Here is a 17,412-nt window from a genome sequence, read left to right as displayed (position 1 = left end):
TTAATGCAAAGAAAAACAGTGTTCAATAAAGCACAGGATAAATCTTCTAAAAAGCGCGGTGTTGCAGCCCGGATGCTCTGGATGCATTACCTGGATGCCAGAGGAGACGATACCTTTAAGAATGATCCGAATATTGGGTAAGCCGTGACTGACACGGCTACTCGCCCGGATGCGGCACATCCTGTTTGCTGGCGCCCTTTTCCTGTGCTAGCTCCCGTGCGCGGCTGCGATCATCGCTGTCATCGTCTAGCGGCTCCTGATCCTTTCCATAAGTCGGGGCGAGCACAACGCGGGTCAGCAACGGAAAATGATCCGATCCGATTGAGGGCAAACGCGTAATAGAGGCAAGGGTAAAGTGACGGCTATGAAATAAGTGATCAAGTGGCCATCGTAACAATCGATAGTCTGCGTGGAAGGTACTGAAAAAGCCGCGCCCTACCCTTGGGTCCAGTAAACCACTGATTTTCCGAAAGAGCCGAGTGGTCGGTGACCAGGCTACGTCATTCAGATCGCCGGTTACGATCACCGGTTCGTCACTGTCGGCGACACTGCGCCCGACAATCACTAATTCTACATCCCGCTCCGTTGATTCGTCGTTTTCCGTGGGGCTCGGCGGGGCCGGATGTATAAAGTGAATCCGTACCTTGTCGCCTGATCGCAGCTCAACCAGCGCGTGCATGGACGGCACTTTTTCTTCGATCAGAAAACACACCTCAGACTCATGCAATGGCAACCTGGAGAAAACATGCATGCCGTAAAGGTTATCGAGTGGGCACTTGATGGTGTATGGCATTTCGCCTTCCAACACCGCCAGCTGGTCTTCCCACCATTGATCCGATTCCAGCGTTACCAGAATATCCGGCTGGTGCTCTTGTACAAGTTTCAACAGTGCCGGGGCGTTACGATTGGGCGTGAGTACGTTGGACGTCAGTATCGCCAATGTCCGTTCCGGGCTTTTCATCGGGGCATTTTTGACCTCGCTGGGCCAGATCGCGGTGTACGGCAGAATCCACCAGAGCTGCGCGGCCAATGAGAGCGCAGCCACAAAAACCAACAGCCAGCTAACCGGTTGGGCCAGGTCGAGGAACAGCAGCTGGATAATGATCAACACGGCGGCCAGCGTCGCGATCTGCAAGCGCGGGAAATCGAAGCTCCGAACGCTCCAGTGAGGGTTTTGCCAAAGGGGCAAAAAGGTCGCCACCGCTATGGCCGCTGTAAAGATGAGCAAGGTAATGAGTATCATGATTCAAGTGTACGCAACGCCAACGGCAAACGCACTATGGCCGCATTATTGTGCTGCGTCTTTTCATTAAGAAACCAAAAACGGCCCCGAAGGGCCGCTTTTAAACGTACTGCTTAAACCTATTGCTTAGAACATTACATGCCTGGCATGAGCACCGTATCGATGACGTGCACAACGCCGTTGGATTGCATAACATCGGCTTGAATAACCGTTGCTACATTACCTTGGCCGTCTTCGACCATCAGCTTGCCGTCTTTGGTGCTGAGCATGAGTTCGCCACCCTGAACAGTGGGTGCGGCATGCATTCCACCATCGTCTTCAACCATCTTCATGGCCGCCATTGATGTCGCCTTGGCGGGCACCACGTGGTACGTCAGAATGGCCTGCAGCTTTGCCTTGTTTTCAGGCTTGAGCAGCGATTCAACCGTGCCTGCAGGCAATTTTTCAAAGGCTGCGTTCGTTGGTGCAAATACAGTGAAAGGTCCTTTGCCTGAAAGCGTCTCTGCCAGACCTGCAGCTTTTACAGCCGCAACCAGCGTGGTGAGGTTTTTAGCCTGGGATGCATTCTCAACAACCGTCTTGTCCGGGAACATTTCTGCGCCACCCACCATCGGGTTGTCACCGGCAACGGCATAGCCGCCAAGACTGGTACCTGCTACAAAAACAACAGAGGCCATCAACGTTTTCAGATTTAAAGTGTTTTTCATTGCTTATTCCTTAGCGTAAACAAAATGAATACTCAAAGGCAATACGCACTGGTTTCTGTTTTAGATGCAGTTGCTGAGCTCACTGGCGCGCTCCGGTGATGTCAGCGTTCTGAACTCTGACAGCGCGGGCAATAATAAAGGCGCCGGCTGCTGACATTGGTTTTTACGATCAACGTGCCACACAAGTGGCAGGCATCGGACTCACGATTAAATACCATGTGTCGCCTTTTTGCATAGCTCCAGCCTTCGCGCTTCAATCGTGTTGCCCGTTCGGGATCGTTGGTGATGCCTTTCAGGCGATAGGTACGCTCAATCAGCTTCAGGATGGCAGAGGCCAGTCGTTTGCGAGCGTCTGAGTCGAGATCCCGCGGTCGCGTAGACGGTGCAATACCCGCTTCAAAGAGAATTTCCGAGCGCAGATAGTTGCCCACGCCGGCGACAAAACCCTGGTCAAGCAACAGGCCACCCAGGCCGCGGCCACGAAAGCGCTTGTCCTCAAAAAGGGCTATCAGCGCTTTTTCTGAAACCTTCTGGTTAACCGGATCAGGCCCCAATCGGGCGAGATAATCCACTTCATCAAGTTTGTCCGGGCGCACCAGGCGAATGTCAGAAGCGCTGTAAAGGCGCGCCGCTTTCTCGGGGCCAATGATCGCGAATCTTAGCTGGCGGTTCGTGCGCTGCTCCGAACCCGGCTTGCCAATTCGCCACTGGCCATAAAGCTGGTTGTGGCTGTAAACGCACCAAGGGCCATCGTTGCCCTGGGCGGAGAAAAACACCAACACCGCCTTCCCTCGCGCCTCGACCGACGTTACCTGGCGCCCAGACAGGGCAGACTCAAAGCTCTTGAACCGATCAAAGGCGAAAAACACCTGATGCGCTTTCTGTTGCCCTACAGCGGAATCTATATCATCAACCATACGGCGTATTTCGGGGCCTTCTGGCACGGGCGAGTCTCCTCTTTTACGGCTTCAATTCAGGGCTCCGGATTCTGAACAACACGGAATACAGGAGCGGAATAACGACCAGCGTCAGTGCCGTCGCGAACAGCAAACCGAACATGATGGTGACAGCCATACTTTTGAAGAACGGGTCCATCAATAACGGGGCAACCCCCAGAATGGTGGTCAAAGCGCCCAGCACAACGGGCCTCGCGCGACTGATCGACGCATGCACTACGGCATCAAAGGGTTCAATACCCATTCGTATGTCATTGTCTGCCTGATCTACGAGTACAATCGCGTTTTTGACCATCATGCCGATGAGGCTCAGAAAACCGAGAATCGCCATGAACTCAAAAGCCGCCTGGAATGACGCCAGTCCTATCACGACGCCAACAACCGCAAAAGGAACCGTCAACCAGATCACCAACGGTTGCCGAAGTGCGTTGAACATGAACACCACCACCAGAATCATTGCCGCAAACCCGTAAGGGGCGGAAACCGCGAGCCCGGCGTTGGCATCATTTGACGACTTGTATTCGCCGTACCAGGTCAGCTCATAGCCGGGAGGTCGTTCAATTGATTCAATTGTTGATCGTATCGAGTTAAACGCCTCCGTTGTGGGCACGTCGGGCGCCGGATCCGATTGCACCATGATGGTCGGTTGTCGATCGACCCGGCGGATCATTGCGTCCTCCCACGCCACCGTGACGGTCTGAGTGAGCTCACTGACCGGAACCGATTCGCCAAGCTTTTCGCTGTAAACCTTGATACTTTCTATCACCCGCTCACGGCTCCGTTCATCCATGGGCGCCCGCACAACCAGAGGAATAAGATCGTCGTCTTCACGATACTGGCCCACTGTGCGCCCGCTCAGGGTCTGTGCAATAGCCTGGTTGACCTCGACACTGGTCAGCCCCAATTTTTGCAGCAGCGCGTGGTTGTAGGTGGGCACCAGCACCGGCACCTGCTGACGCCAGTCGTCCTGTACCGCTATGAGGCCTGCCTCATTGGCCATCGCGGTTTTGGCACGTTCGGCAAGCTGGCGCAGCACCGCTGAGTCGGGGCCACTGAACCCTGCTTCTATCTTCTTGCCGCCACCGCGGCCCAGCATGAATTTCCAGGCCTTGATGGATGCCTCAGAGTGGCGAGCCGTTAACTCAGCCTGCAGGTCGTTTATCAGCGAGGAAATCCGGCTTTCATCGTCAACGTCGACAAGCAACTGCCCATAGGATGGGTTTCGCGGTTCTGGCGAGTAGGTAAGCATGAATCGTAAACCGCCGCCCCCGATAAAAGAAGTGACGTTCGTTACGCCGTCTTCGGCCGCTACGTCGCCCGCAATCTCACTGAGCACCTTTGCGGTGTGTGATATGTCTGAGCCTTGAGGCAGGTAGACGTCCACCACGAACTGCGGCCGCTGCGAATCGGGCATAAAGCCCGGGGGCACCAGACCAGCGCCCGCAATGCCGGCGACAAACAAAGCAATCAACACGGCTCCGGTTGTCTTTCGATAGGTCAGTACCCAGTGCAGCAAACCGCGATACTTACGCAGAATCGCGCCCTCTGATTCTGGCTTGTCGGTCAGCTTTACCGTCAAAAACTGATAGCACAGCATCGGAATAACGGTCACTGAAAAAATCCAACTCAGCGCCATTGAGTAGAGAATCACCCAGAACAACGAGCCGGCGTATTCGCCCATGTCGCTGGGGGACAGGCCGATCGCGCTGAACGCAAGAATACCCACCAGCGTTCCGCCCAGCAGAGGCCATTTTGTTGACTGCACAACGTCGAGAACCGGCTGATACCGATCCTCGCCGTTTCTGAGTTTCACGAGAATGCCGTCGGTTACAACAATCGCATTATCAACAAGCATGCCCAGCGCAATAATCAACGCCCCCAGCGACACTCGCTGCATGGCAATATTGTCCATCAGCATGATGATCAGGGTACCGGCGACCGTGAGCAGAAGAACGAAACCGATAATGACGCCAGACCGTAGGCCGATAAACGCCAGCAGAACGATGAAAACAATAACAACCGCTGCCGCCAGGTTACTGATGAAATCGGACACCGACGCCCGCACCGAGTCCGATTGTATAGACACCGGGTTAAGCATGACGCCAACGGGCCGCTGATCGTCCAGCTGCGCCAGCCGGGCCTTAACGGCGTCGCCCATCTCGACAACGTTGCCTCCAGATATATTGGAGATGCCCAGACCAATAGCCCGCTCGCCGTCGTACTCCATCAGGAACGGCGGTGGCTCCTGATAGCCGCGTTCAACGTTGGCAACGTTTTCAAGCTTGACGGTTTGCCCGTCGCTCCCTATGCCCAGCGGCAGATTTTTTAACTGATCAAAGCTACCCACTGCGCTCCGGGGAATCACCGGAAATCGCATAGAACCGGCCTTCACATCCCCCGCCACGGTGATGCTGTTCTGCTTTTTCAATACCCGATACACCTGCTCTGCGGTAACACCCAGGTTCTCCAGACGTTCACTGGAAATCTCGATGTAAATACGGTCTTCGCGCTGGCCGATCAGTGTGGTTTTCGCAACGCCCTCCACCAGGGCAAGCTCTTTGCTCAGAAAATCAGCGTAGTTGTGCAGCTGCTTGTTGCTGTATCCCGGCGCGGTAATGGCATAGAACAAGGCATAAACATCGGAAAAATCATCATTCACGACCGAGGGCCCGGCGCCCGAAGGCAGCGACCTCTGGGCATCGTTTACTTTTCGTCGTAACTTGTCCCAGACCTGCTCCAGCTCGGCCTTAGTCCGGGAAAAGGCCAGCTCAATCTCAACGTTCACCTCCGAACGCCCTTGTTTGGAGACCGACTTCACCTCTTTTACTTCCTGCATGGACTGCACGGCAGCTTCGAGGGGATCGGTTATCTCATCCGCCACGTCCTGAGCGCTTGCGCCCTCATAGGAGGTGGTGATCACCGCTTTTCGTATCGTGAATTCCGGGTCTTCAAAACGTCCCAGATGGGTGTAACTCAGATAACCGCCCAGCAGAATCAAACATATGATGACCCACACGCTGGTTCGTTTTTGAATGGCGTACGCGGCAATATTCATTACTTCTGCCCCTTGGCCTTGAGCGGTCGAACTTTTACGCCCTCCGTGAGCGCGCTTACGCCCGCAACAACAATCTGATCGCCGGCCGTCAGCCCTTCTTTCACAATCACCCGATCGTTAACCAACTGACCGATCTTGACCACGCGTTTTTCAACAGCGCCGTCATTGCCGACCAGCCAGACAAATTCATCACCGGTGTTGGTGGGCACAATCGCCTGAATCGGCACCTGAATAACAGTTTCGCCAACGACACCGTCTTCGACCGGGTATATCCGGGCGTTCATGCCAGGCAACACGTTCTGACCGTTGAGATTGGTGAACTTAAGCACCACGCGATACGTCTGGGACAGCGAATCCGATTCCGACGAATAGCTTTTGTACACCACGGGCAAGCGCACGCCGCTGCCATTCTCAACCATGGCAAAGGCTTCCGTTTGCCCGGTTGGCGACAGGAACAGTTTGCCGGGAACATCGACCACCACTTCAAGATCGCCAAGATCGCCAAGATCGCCAAGATCGTGAAGCACATAAATAGCCTGACCGGAATCCACATTGCGGAAGTTATTGACGGTTTTTTTCGCAATAACGCCGCCAAAAGGTGCACGGAGGGAGGTGTCATCGAGATCCTGCCGGGCGTTGGACAGTCGATTGCGGGCCAGATCCCGGTTCGTTTTCAATTTCTCCAGATCGCTTTTTGCGATGGCCTGGGTCGATTTGAAAATCTGCGCGCCGCGATCATAATCGGCCTGGGCCTTTTCAAACTCTACCCCGGCTGAATTTACGGCTCTGAGAAACTCTTCCTGCTCAAGTTTTGCCAGCACCTGTCCTTCCCGAATCCTGTCGCCCTCACTCACCTTCATACTCACCAGTTTTCCGGAAACACGAAAAGCCAACTCTGCCCTCTGCGCTGAGCGAACAACGCCGTTGAAACTCACCCCGCCAACGGCGCCTCCGGCAATCGTCTGAATTGCTGCTGGCCTTGCAGGTGGTTCGGCTCGGGTGTTTTTTTCACTGCTTTCGTCAGTGCAGCCCACTAACAACAAGGCGGCCATTACCACCGAAACAAGCGACGTGTTCCCGGAAAACAAACGAATCATTGTTATCTGTTCCTTGTATTCTGATTATCTGAAGGAAGGCGTATCAGCCAATTGTCAGAATTGGTAATTAATCGCCAGGCTTCCGTGCCACTGATTGGCATCGCCTACGTCTTGAACAACAGGGCTGTCGGCTGCATCACCGAACAAACGGCTGTAACGCGCTACGGTCGACACACTGAAATGACGCGTTACAAGGTAGGTCAGACGGCCGTTCAGGCTGCCCCGGATATAATCCCCCTCGGCGCGGTACCGACGAATGCCTGAACGCGTCGAGTCCGCAGCGGAAACGTCAAACAGTGCCTGATTCCAGCGGTCATTGCCCCAGGAGGCTCCCGGGCCAACTGCAAAGCGTAGGCGATCCGTTATTTTGCCCCGATAGCGCAAGTAACTGCGCACACGCAGCCCGTCAAGATCTCCGGAGACCAGCCACCACCAATACCCAGGCCGACTGACCACTCACCGGGCTCGGCCCCCGGCTTATCCGTTGCCGCTTGCACAGAGCCGGCCAGACTCATTGCGGCAACGGGCATTAACAGGCAACTCGCAAAACCGTGTCGAATGTTCATCATCTTCATCCATCACTTCAAACCATGAATTAGGTGCCGGAACTATACATACATTCATGAATGTATAAAAGTGATAACATCGTGTGAAAATACCTATAAAGAGGACCTCTCAGATGGCGCGCCGAACTAAAGAGGACGCTCAACGAACGCGAGAACAGCTCATCGATGCCGCCGAAATCGTGTTTCATCGAGAAGGCGTCGCACAAACATCACTGAATGAAATTGCGCAGCAGGCAAATCTTACACGCGGTGCTTTTTATTGGCATTTCAAGAATAAGCAAAGCATATTTAAAGCGATGCTTGATCGTCAGGCGGTGGAATTGGGGCAGCTTGGCATGGTGATGGAGGCGTCCAGCGAATCGGACCCGCTGGCCCGCCTGCGAGAGTCCATCCTGTACGTTGTTCGCGAACTGGAACGGGATCCCAGACGCCGGCGTGTTTATGAGATTGTGTTTCAGAAATGCGAAATGACGGAGCAGAATGAACCCATTGGCACCCTGCTCCGCGACAACGTCCTGATCAGCTCGGACCGAATACGAGCCGCTTTTAACGAGGCAATAGCAACAAAACTGATGCCGGCCAACCTGGACGTCGACAGCGCCATCACTCACCTGCACGTTCAGATAACGGGCGTGGTTTACCTGTGGCTGTTGCTCCCGGACAAGTTCGACCTGCAATCGCAGGCAACACGCCTGATTGATCTTTTCTTTGATCAGTTGCCCCAACACTTTTTGAGCGATGCGGGCGAGCATCTCGACTGAGTTGCTATTGCCGATTCACGAAAGCGTCTTTCACATGGGAGGCCAATGCATCATTTACCGGATTGGAACCGCGGCGAACCAGTGCCAACTGGTAGGAACCAATCTCCGGCAAATTCGGGTTGGTAATTTCTTTCAGTGGCGCCTGCACGAGGCTGCGGGGAAAAGGCGCAATGGCAAGATCTGCCATCAAGGCCGCTTCTTGCCCGGAGCAATTCTCACAGGTGTAGGCAATCCGATAGGGCGTTCCCAACCGGTCCAGAGCTCGCAGCGTCATCCGTCGCCACGCACACCCCTCGTGCGCTACCGCAAGAGGCACGGGCGAACGCAGAAACGCCGACGATTCTTCATGCCCGGCCCAGACCAGCGGCTCCTCATGCACAACTTCTCCGCGAATCTCCCGAACTTCGTCTGACACGGTAACCAGCACCATGTCGAGTTCCCCTGCATCCAGCCGCTCCAGATTCTGTTTGCTGGAACCCACCACCACATTGACCAGAACCGCTGGATACGAGCGCGCAAACTGTGAGAGCACTTCGGGCAGAATACGGGTGCCAATATCATCCGACGTACCAATGCCAACCTTGCCTTCCAGCGTTGGCGCAAGAAAGTATTGGATAGCTTCCTCATTCAGCTGCAACAATCGCCGGCTGTAATCCAGCAGGGCCTCGCCCTCTGTGGTAAGTCGAACCCGTCGTGGTTCCCGAATGAACAAGCACTTGCCCAGCTTTTGCTCCAGCTGTTTGATTTGCATGCTCAGCGCTGAAGGCGTTCGGTGCACAATCCTGGCGGCAGCGGTAAAGGTGCCGCATTCGGCAATCGTCACAAAGGTTCTGAGCACGTCGTTATCAAGCAGCGGCGTTGTCAATTTGTTGTACCTCCATGGGGGGGGATTCACGCGTTGCCTTCAGAATAACTGAATGCAATCTTAAAATCTTTTCGTTTGATTGAACACACCTGAAGTAGCACCCTACAGTCATGTCACACGGGTTGCGCTATGTCGCCGTAGCAACCGAGTGTTTATGCACCAGTACATCGAGCGAAAGGTGACGGCAATGTTGAACTTCAGAGTGAACCATCAGGCAACCGGACAGGCTTCTTTTTCCTTGCTGGAAAGCTACGCCCGCCGCCAACATTTCCGGCGCATGGCGAACACGCTGCTTGCTGAAAAGGATGACGTTCTTGCGGACCTGGGCTATGAACGCCGGAACCTTGTTGCCGCACTGGGCCTGCCACTTCGCCGCGACGCGTTGCGATATCTCGAAGAGCGCCCCAGAGCATAGGATTGCAATCCGGGGGCAGTGGGTCGCATCCACTTCAATGTGCGGATACCACAGGCAGCCAAAGCGTCAATGCTAAAAGGGTTGCCAACAAAACAGGCGGAGTAATCAATAACCCGACCTTGATGTACTGCCCCCAACCAATCCGGTAGCCTTTCCCTGCCAGCACGTGCAGCCACAACAGCGTGGCAAGGCTGCCAATGGGCGTGAATTTAGGCCCGAGGTCGTTCCCGATAACGTTGGCGTATATCATCAACTCCCGGGTGACTGCGGACACCTGCGCTTGATCGATGGCGAGTGCGCCGACAAGCGTTGACGGCAGGTTGTTCATCACAGATGCCGCCAAGGCAGACAAAAAGCCGGTTCCAACCGTTGCGACCAGATTGCCCTGCTGCGCCAACCATTGAAGCGCCTGCGCGCCATAATCGGTCAGGCCTGCATTCCCCAGTCCGTAGACCACCAGGTACATCCCGATCGAGAACAACACAATCTGCCAAGGCGCGTTACGCAACGCTGACGTTACGGAAACCGTGGCGCCACTCCCTCCGCGCCACCAACGGCCGGCAATCACCACCAGTACCAAAGCGGCCGTTCCCGTTATAAACGCGATCGGCACTTGAAACGGCGCCGTCACAAAGTAGGCCACAAGAAGCACCGCCAGTAACGGAAAAGCCGCACGGAATACCAGAGGATCCTTCAGAGCCGAGGCCGGCGCATCAAGCTCTGCAACGGGATAACGCTTCGGGATTTTGCGCCCGAAAGTCACCCAAAGCACGATCAGCGTCACGACGATTGAAACCAGGTTTACCGGCACCATCACCAGAGCGTAACGATCAAAACCAATGTTGAAGTAATTGGCACTGACAATATTCACCAGGTTGGAAATAACCAGAGGCAAGCTGGCGGTGTCGGCTATAAATCCTGTCGCAATGATGAAGGCCAGGGCCGCCGCCGGAGAAAAGTCCATCCGCCCCAGAATGGCAATCACGATGGGCGTTAACAGCAGTGCGGCACCGTCATTGGCAAACAACGCGGCAATGACCGCCCCGAGCATGACAATCATCGGGAACAGCAGGTGCCCTCGCCCATTCCCCCAACGGGCAACGTGCAATGCCGCCCAGGCAAAAAAACCGGCCTCGTCCAGAATCAGAGAAATAATGATCAACGCGACAAACGTGAAAGTGGCGTCCCAGACAATGTTCCACACCACACCAACGTCCGCCCAATGCACAACGCCTACCAGCAGTGCGACCAATGCACCCGCCAACGCACTCCAGCCAATACCAAGCCCTCTGGGTTGCCAGATAACCAACACCAGGGTGACGATGAAAATAAGCAGTGCCAACATCACGCAACCTTACATTTAGGGGGAGCCCTGATTCAGAGAAACACTGCCACTCACGGCTTAACTCCTGCGCGTCGAATGTTTAGCCTGCTCCCGGAACAGGGCTTTGCCGAGCGTCGAAAAGTACTGCCTGAAAGCATCGTTAATATCGTGCCGCTGCTGGCCTTTTGGGTACAGCCCCGCCTTCGCTTCTTCCGAGTTGCGTGTGCCACGCACCAAGAAGCGGTTACTCGGTTTGCTGTCTTCCACAAACGCTTCAAACGCCCGGGCACAGAGTTCTTCCGGCTGAGCGTAATACAACACATCTCGTTGTTGATCTGCCTGCTGCGAACAGCGAAACAGGTCACTGGGCTGGGTACCCTCTGCGTTCAAAAAAATGGCCCGGAAGCAATTGCTCAACCGTTTATTGAGCGGATGCGCTTTGGAGTTCGCGTTATTCAACCAGGCAACGGAGGCAAAATCATGCTTGCCAGGGCTAATAAATGCCTTGCTTCCCATATAATGATCGAAGGCGTGAAACCATTCATGGGCGAGGCTGCCTGCCCCGGCATTCTTCGCCAACGCCAATTGCCGGGTCGCGGGAATATAGTGTGCGGCTACGCCGGGCGTACCGCCAATGCCGTATTGAAGGCCCAGTGAACCCCGAAGAGAGATCAGCACTTCGGGGCCCTTCAGGATAACCAACAAATCATTTAAGGCCCCGAAAAAGCGCCCAGCTGCCCTGTCTCGCTCTTCGGGAGTTACCCAGTTTCCAATCTCAATGCTGCGAAAATCAAACCGCCGCCGTACGGTGAGAAAAGACACGGAAGCCTGCGCTGTCACAACCTTCCTCCACGTCCAAACCACCCGATCGGTTGGCAATCACAAGGCTGCGGGGCACGCAGCGCGTGCAATGTCTGAATGTTTACCATCGATTCCTCTATTTGGCTCTGCTATTCCACTCTGCTATTCGACGTTGCGCAGGATGCGTTTTGCCAATGCATTGTAATCCCCATCGAAATGGTGCCCGCCTTTCGTCTTGATTCGCTCGGCATGGTCGAACGCGGCGGCGGTGCAGGCGGTATCCTCTTCTTCTTCTCCGTAGAAACACTGCACCTTTTGCAGATCAAGCTTTGCCACTTCAGGCAGCACCGGCAGCTCGTCCTCGCTCTCGCGATTCAACAACCGATCAGCAATGTGGATGCCGAACACCGTCTCTTTTGCCAAACCGAGCAACGAGATACGTACGATAGTGTCTTGAAGATCCATGGGAAGCTTGTTCACAGCGAATGGCATCACGTCAGCGCCGAATGAATACCCGATCAATACAATGTGCTGGCGCTTCCACACCTTCTGGTAGTGACGCAGGATAACGGCGAGGTCAGAGCCGATTTCCAAAGGCGTTCTATCGCGCCAAAAATAGCGGAGAGAGTCGACGCCAACCACGGGAATTCCTTCACTTTGCAATCGTTCGCCGATGGTTTTGTCCAGATCGCGCCAGCCACCATCGCCAGACCAGATCACCGCCATGAGAGTTCCCTCGTTCTTGACAGGCAGTTCAACGAGCGGCAAATTTGCAATCACCTGCCCAAGATTGTCCGGGGGCGCCAGTTTACCTTCTGACAGACGATCAAAACGCTCGACCATAGTGCTGTCAGGCGGTTCCGGCTCGTCGATTAACCGGGCCCCGTTGACCTTGCTCGCAAACGCCCGCGCCTGTTTTAGCTGACCGGCATTGGGCATCATCTGCCACCAGCCATTGAGGGATGTCACGGGTGAATACGTGAACCCTCCACCGGTTGCCGGCGTTGACGGCGCTCCAGCGCACAGGGGTACACGAGTATCGAGACGTGTCGGTAGACCGTTGCTGAACGCACCCTCAACCGTCGAGGCCGGTGACTGCGCCAGTGCCCCATAGACCAGAGTTGCGCCCATGCCGGTGCCCGCAAGGATGGGCGCGTGATAACGCCTGGTGCCGAGTGTCTTCTGGATTCGCTTGCTCGTGTCTTCTATTTCGCTGATGAGATAATGACAACCATCTGCGCTGGCCCGCAACGCCTCAAGATAGCCCGGGAGTGGCACCTTGAGTACAATTGCGCCTTTGTTTTGCCAAGCCTCTGCCACATCGTCCAGATCGGCATTCCAACCGTCCGCACCGGAGAATAGAAACACCACGCCCGTGGGTTCGCTCTCCGGCGCCAGATAGGCTATCTCGCCCATCCGCCCCGCCTTGATCACCATGACTGGAGGTTGCTGACAGCCCGCAACAACGACCAGCAGCAAGATAAACGTGCTGATTAAATACAGTCTCTTCATCTGATTGTCAGCCCTCTTTCACCGCCACTGATGAGCCGTGATCTGTCTGGCAACGCACATAAGGCTGCCATGGGTTCGGGGAGCAAATCTCAGAACATAGGTTCGAGTAATGAGAACCGCCCCCTATTAACTATTTGTAAGCAATTGTATCTCAGTCTCTGAACTATAGTTTTATAGTATCTGTGAGGTCTCTAAGTCTCACAGACTACGTTACTGGCCCCGCGAAGGAGCCATTAATAGAGTCTAAGTTTCTACGATCACCACCGCCATTAACCTGACAGGCCCTGTCTCGGCATAAAAGACAGAACAGGTCAAACAACCGCATGAATGGACAGGTCTCGTTCTTGGTTACGGTGCAGTTCAACTTGCACAGTACTTACGTATTGCGATAACACGAGTGAAACGCGCGTGCTTTCAATACAGTTGCGAGCAACTGGATATACACGGGAGGCCGGTATGGAATCAGCAAGTGAACGTCAACTGGACGTAACCTTGCCCTTTCACCGGGTACGGGAACACTCAGAACACCTGTGCGCTCATCGATACCGTTTATTACTATCGGCACAGTGTTGATCAAGCCATTGCTGCACTGCTTTTCGATCTCCCCGCCGAAAACCGATCCACTATTGATCAACGAATCACCCTGGGCCTGCATCACGAGCAACAGCATCAGGAATTGATGCTGACTGATATCAAATACAACCTGTACTGCAACCCACTGCTGCCGATCTATCGCGAGGCACCCCTGGCCGCTGGATGGCGGCTATCAACGCCCGGAACTGTGGTTGGCGGATGGTTGGTCTGCGGTACAAGCACAGCAGTGGCGACACCCGTTGTAATGGCTGGAGCGTGATGGCGACCTCCTGACGTGCACTTTACACGGCACTGAAGCGCTGGACGAGCATTGGCCAGTCACTCATCTCAGCTTCTATGAAGCGGACGCTTTTGCACGGTGGATTGGCGTGTAGTTGCCCAGTGAGGCGGAATGGGAACATGTCGCCAGCCAGCAATCGACATGTGGTCATGTTCTATCACGATCAATCGCTGCATCCACTGGCAGTGGGCCAGCGTGATGACGGTGGCATTATCCGTGACCTGTTTGGTTGCGCCTGGGAATGGACAGCTTCGTCCTATCACCCTTACCCGGGCTACGCGCCTGGCCAGAGGCTGAGGCGCACAACGAGATAAATCTTAAGGAAAACTGCCATGGATGCGATTGCCGGGAATAAACAGTACCTCGATCCTCCAGCCAATCTCTTAATACATCAACTCGCGAGATCTACTGACGATGATCGGGCGACTGTGATCAGCGGATTGTCGCGTCGACAGAAAACACTTTCACCGAAATACTTCTACGATCAAACCGGCTCAGAGCTGTTTGACCGCATCACGGAGACTTCCGAGTACTATCCGACCCGCACTGAGCAGGCAATATTTGAAAGCAATCGTGCGGCCATGTTGCCCGCGCTGCATGCGTGCGATGTGCTGGTTGAACCCGGTAGTGGCAATGGTGAAAAGGCGATCCCGATTCTTGATGCCGGAGGCATGGCCCATTATGTCCCGATAGAGATTTCAACAGACTTTCTGATGTCTGCCTGTGCCGATCTGGTAAAGGACGCCGCGACACTGGAGGCGGCCTACAACCCCGCCCAACACCGGATCGAAATGCATCTTGTTAGCGGATACGACACCCGCATTTCGATCGCTGACCAGACGTTTGACCTGCGGGCTGGTGAAACCATCCACACCGAAAATTCCTATAAATACAGCTGTGCAGGTTTCCGTGAACTTGCTGAACAACAGGGCTTTGAACATCGCAGCCCCTTTGCAGCGTTCTATTCAGGTAACGTTGCCGTCACCTTGATAGATTCATACCAAGCTGCCAAATCCTCAATCTCGCTGTCAGTGAGATTCTTGGCAACCACAGTCATCATTTCATGCTCTCGCTGACCGCTACGAAAGCGTTTGAGCTGGAGCTCAAGGTAGATTTGACTTTCTCCGGCGATGTTAGGCGCGATAGGGATCTGAGCGATGCCATTTATGCCATGACAGGTCTGACATTGGCGTGCCAACACTTTGCCATTGGCGGGGTCAACCGCATGAGCATAGGTGGTCGACAGGGCTATAATCGCAGCGAGACCAAGACTGACCAGCGGCGTTGAACAGCGCATAACATATTACCCCTGTAAATAAGCCAGAATTAGAACTGCCCCTGGTATCGATACGAGCCGGGCTAAGGGATCAGGCTGGCATCATTCACCGGTATAGGCAATCCGATAAATAGCGCCTGCCAGATCATCTGACACCAGCAAAGAGCCGTCTTTCAGTTGTGCAACATCCACCGGGCGTCCCAGATACTCGCCGTTATACGTGAGCCAGCCTTCGGCGAACGGACGGGTCTCCCCTGTTATGTTGCCTTCTGCATCTACGGGAGTGAACATCACCCGGGCACCGACCGGCTCGGTGCGATTCCATGACCCATGTTGGGCCGAGAAAATACCACCTTGATATTCTTTCGGGAACATATTGCCGGTGTAGAACATCATTCCCAGATCTGCTGCGTGTGCAATGGTTGTGCTAACCGGGAAGATGACATCAGCAGGTGGCTCATCGCCTTTGTATTCCGCTGTGCGAACATCACCGCCGCCGTAGTAGGGAAAGCCAAAGTTTTGACCTTTCTCTGTTTGTCGGTTGATTTCGCCCGGTGGTATATCATCGCCCATGCCATCTACCTGGTTGTCGGTAAACCAGAGGTTCCCCGTTGCAGGATTAAAGTCCTGGCCAACGGAATTGCGGACCCCCAAAGTATAGACTTCGCGGTCGGTACCATCCTGATTAATGCGAATGATGCCGCCCATGCCCCGGGACTGATAGTCCTCCCACAGATCTTTGGGCGGCACATTATGGGGCTGGCCCAGAGAAATATAGACCTTGCCGTCCGGCCCCACATCGCAAACGCGGGCGGTGTGGTTATAGCTTACGTACTCTTTCGGAATTAACTCGCCACCGGCGATCAGCTCCGCGGCGACGACATCCGTGCCTTCATAGAAGAACTCGGCTGCGGGGTAGGCCAGAACACGATTTTGCTCTGCTATGTACAAAACACCATCGGGAGAGAAGCAAGGGCCATTCGGAACTTTCTTTGCAACGGATGGCGCAAAGTTTTTGACCTCGTCTGCCACACGGTCTTTGTCCCGATCAGTCACCACCCATACTTCTGTTTTGCGCGTACCCACAAACGTCGCCACTCCCTGCGGACCCACTGCCATATGGCGGGCGTCAGGCACCAAAGCATAAAGCGTGATCTCAAAGCCTTTAGGTACTGAAACCTTTTTCAATAAGTTGCGGAGGGCGTCTGCGCTGCTGCTGTTCTGGTCAATGGTAGTAAATTTGGAATCGCCAGTGACTTTGAATTGTCCCAGTGTCTTCAGCGTCTCGTCGGTTGTCCCCTGAGCCTGAATCTGTGTGGCGACAAGCAAGGTAGTAAGGAGGACTAATGGTTTTTTTATCATTTTAAGCGTCTCCATAGTATGATTTTTAATCAGACTCTGCGATCTCAGTTAAGACTTCGGCAACTGTGGTGTCAAGAATCAGCACTGAATAACTGGTTGGACCAGCTGTAAAGCCCGATTTTGTTATTATATCGAGGTGTTGCGCCCTGAAAGATACTCTTGGCATCGCCCGCCAGTTTTGTTGTCGCTAAACAACGTCACAATTAAGAGAAAATGACACAGGAGGGTACGAAACTGCGGTTATGGAAAACCCACGGTGTTTCGAAGATATCTAACGTGATGAGGAACGAGGATATAATGGAGGCGCGGGTCGGAATCGAACCGGCGTACGCGGAGTTGCAGTCCGCTGCATGACCACTCTGCCACCGCGCCTAAAAGATCGAAGGAATCGAATCTTTGTACTCTCAAATGGGCATTGAGAGGCTTCATTGAGAGACTTTACTGAACAACTTGAAGTCATTGGAGCGGGAAACGAGATTCGAACTCGCGACCCCAACCTTGGCAAGGTTGTGCTCTACCACTGAGCTATTCCCGCACTTCATTACCTGTACTGACTGCCGAGGCAATGCCCCGACAACGGATGCGTATTCTACGGATT

General features: G+C 54.3%; 16 protein-coding genes and 2 tRNA genes. 4 read left to right on the top strand and 14 right to left on the bottom strand.

Features of this window, described 5'->3' with window-relative positions:
• Nucleotides 1-157: 157 nt before the first annotated feature.
• The 6 genes from ENI00_RS07610 to ENI00_RS07585 all read right to left on the bottom strand — a co-directional run bounded on the left by ENI00_RS07610 (nt 158) and on the right by ENI00_RS07585 (nt 7,514).
• The gene (locus ENI00_RS07610) at nt 158-1,243 is read right to left on the bottom strand and encodes an endonuclease/exonuclease/phosphatase family protein (RefSeq protein ID WP_304100988.1); all 1,086 of its coding nucleotides are present in this window, start codon (nt 1,241-1,243) and stop codon (nt 158-160) included.
• Nucleotides 1,244-1,377: 134 nt separating this feature from the next.
• Complete coding sequence (locus ENI00_RS07605; RefSeq protein WP_414674228.1) at nt 1,378-1,950, bottom strand: fasciclin domain-containing protein; 573 nt, start codon at nt 1,948-1,950, stop codon at nt 1,378-1,380.
• 101 nt (nt 1,951-2,051) lie between these two features.
• Entirely contained in the window at nt 2,052-2,894 is an 843-nt protein-coding gene (gene nei, locus ENI00_RS07600) for an endonuclease VIII (RefSeq protein ID WP_304100986.1), read from the bottom strand.
• Nucleotides 2,895-2,910: 16 nt separating this feature from the next.
• Complete coding sequence (locus tag ENI00_RS07595) at nt 2,911-5,961, bottom strand: efflux RND transporter permease subunit (RefSeq protein ID WP_304100984.1); 3,051 nt, start codon at nt 5,959-5,961, stop codon at nt 2,911-2,913.
• Nucleotides 5,961-7,058 carry an efflux RND transporter periplasmic adaptor subunit gene (locus ENI00_RS07590; RefSeq protein ID WP_304100982.1) on the bottom strand — a complete coding sequence of 366 codons (1,098 nt, stop codon included), beginning with the start codon at nt 7,056-7,058 and terminating at the stop codon, nt 5,961-5,963. The genes ENI00_RS07595 and ENI00_RS07590 overlap by 1 nt, the downstream gene beginning before the upstream one ends.
• A gap of 54 nt (nt 7,059-7,112) precedes the next feature.
• Nucleotides 7,113-7,514, bottom strand: coding sequence for a MipA/OmpV family protein (locus ENI00_RS07585; RefSeq protein ID WP_304100980.1), 402 nt, complete (start codon nt 7,512-7,514; stop codon nt 7,113-7,115).
• Nucleotides 7,515-7,737: 223 nt separating this feature from the next.
• On the opposite strand from ENI00_RS07585, the gene ENI00_RS07580 reads away from it, so the two are divergent.
• The gene (locus tag ENI00_RS07580; RefSeq protein WP_304100978.1) at nt 7,738-8,385 is read left to right on the top strand and encodes a TetR family transcriptional regulator; all 648 of its coding nucleotides are present in this window, start codon (nt 7,738-7,740) and stop codon (nt 8,383-8,385) included.
• A gap of 4 nt (nt 8,386-8,389) precedes the next feature.
• Here ENI00_RS07580 and ENI00_RS07575 read toward each other — a convergent pair whose 3' ends face one another.
• Nucleotides 8,390-9,250, bottom strand: coding sequence for a LysR substrate-binding domain-containing protein (locus ENI00_RS07575; protein WP_304100975.1), 861 nt, complete (start codon nt 9,248-9,250; stop codon nt 8,390-8,392).
• A 187-nt stretch (nt 9,251-9,437) separates the two neighbouring features.
• Here ENI00_RS07575 and ENI00_RS07570 point away from each other — a divergent pair, with 187 nt between their 5' ends.
• Nucleotides 9,438-9,665 (top strand): hypothetical protein, encoded by a 228-nt coding sequence (locus ENI00_RS07570; protein ID WP_304100973.1) that lies wholly within the window; start codon nt 9,438-9,440, stop codon nt 9,663-9,665.
• 34 nt (nt 9,666-9,699) lie between these two features.
• Here ENI00_RS07570 and ENI00_RS07565 read toward each other — a convergent pair whose 3' ends face one another.
• The 3 genes from ENI00_RS07565 to ENI00_RS07555 all read right to left on the bottom strand — a co-directional run bounded on the left by ENI00_RS07565 (nt 9,700) and on the right by ENI00_RS07555 (nt 13,302).
• Entirely contained in the window at nt 9,700-11,013 is a 1,314-nt protein-coding gene (locus tag ENI00_RS07565; RefSeq protein ID WP_304100971.1) for an arsenic transporter, read from the bottom strand.
• Nucleotides 11,014-11,067: 54 nt separating this feature from the next.
• On the bottom strand, nt 11,068-11,829 hold the full coding sequence (locus ENI00_RS07560) for a CLCA_X family protein (protein ID WP_304100969.1): 762 nt from the start codon (nt 11,827-11,829) through the stop codon (nt 11,068-11,070).
• A gap of 123 nt (nt 11,830-11,952) precedes the next feature.
• Entirely contained in the window at nt 11,953-13,302 is a 1,350-nt protein-coding gene (locus tag ENI00_RS07555) for a virulence factor family protein (RefSeq protein WP_304100967.1), read from the bottom strand.
• 993 nt (nt 13,303-14,295) lie between these two features.
• Between ENI00_RS07555 and ENI00_RS07550 the strand changes: the two genes are divergently transcribed.
• Nucleotides 14,296-14,490: a hypothetical protein gene (locus ENI00_RS07550; RefSeq protein ID WP_304100965.1), complete on the top strand. Its 195-nt coding sequence runs from the start codon at nt 14,296-14,298 to the stop codon at nt 14,488-14,490.
• Nucleotides 14,491-14,508: 18 nt separating this feature from the next.
• Nucleotides 14,509-15,252, top strand: coding sequence for an L-histidine N(alpha)-methyltransferase (locus ENI00_RS07545; RefSeq protein ID WP_304100963.1), 744 nt, complete (start codon nt 14,509-14,511; stop codon nt 15,250-15,252).
• Here the strand turns inward: ENI00_RS07545 and ENI00_RS07540 are convergent.
• From ENI00_RS07540 to ENI00_RS07525, 4 genes are all read right to left on the bottom strand, one after another.
• Nucleotides 15,138-15,473 (bottom strand): c-type cytochrome, encoded by a 336-nt coding sequence (locus ENI00_RS07540; protein ID WP_304100962.1) that lies wholly within the window; start codon nt 15,471-15,473, stop codon nt 15,138-15,140. The genes ENI00_RS07545 and ENI00_RS07540 overlap by 115 nt on opposite strands.
• An 81-nt stretch (nt 15,474-15,554) precedes the next feature.
• The gene (locus tag ENI00_RS07535) at nt 15,555-16,814 is read right to left on the bottom strand and encodes a PQQ-dependent sugar dehydrogenase (RefSeq protein ID WP_304100960.1); all 1,260 of its coding nucleotides are present in this window, start codon (nt 16,812-16,814) and stop codon (nt 15,555-15,557) included.
• 298 nt (nt 16,815-17,112) lie between these two features.
• Nucleotides 17,113-17,186: transfer RNA gene (locus ENI00_RS07530), tRNA-Cys, on the bottom strand.
• A gap of 88 nt (nt 17,187-17,274) precedes the next feature.
• A tRNA-Gly gene (locus ENI00_RS07525) sits at nt 17,275-17,349 on the bottom strand.
• Nucleotides 17,350-17,412 lie beyond the last annotated feature (63 nt).

It is taken from the genome of Marinobacter antarcticus, from assembly GCF_011049865.1.
Taxonomy (GTDB): domain Bacteria; phylum Pseudomonadota; class Gammaproteobacteria; order Pseudomonadales; family Oleiphilaceae; genus Marinobacter; species Marinobacter antarcticus_A.
Note: the sequence above shows the minus strand (reverse complement) of the source record. Positions and strands in the feature narration are given on the sequence as shown.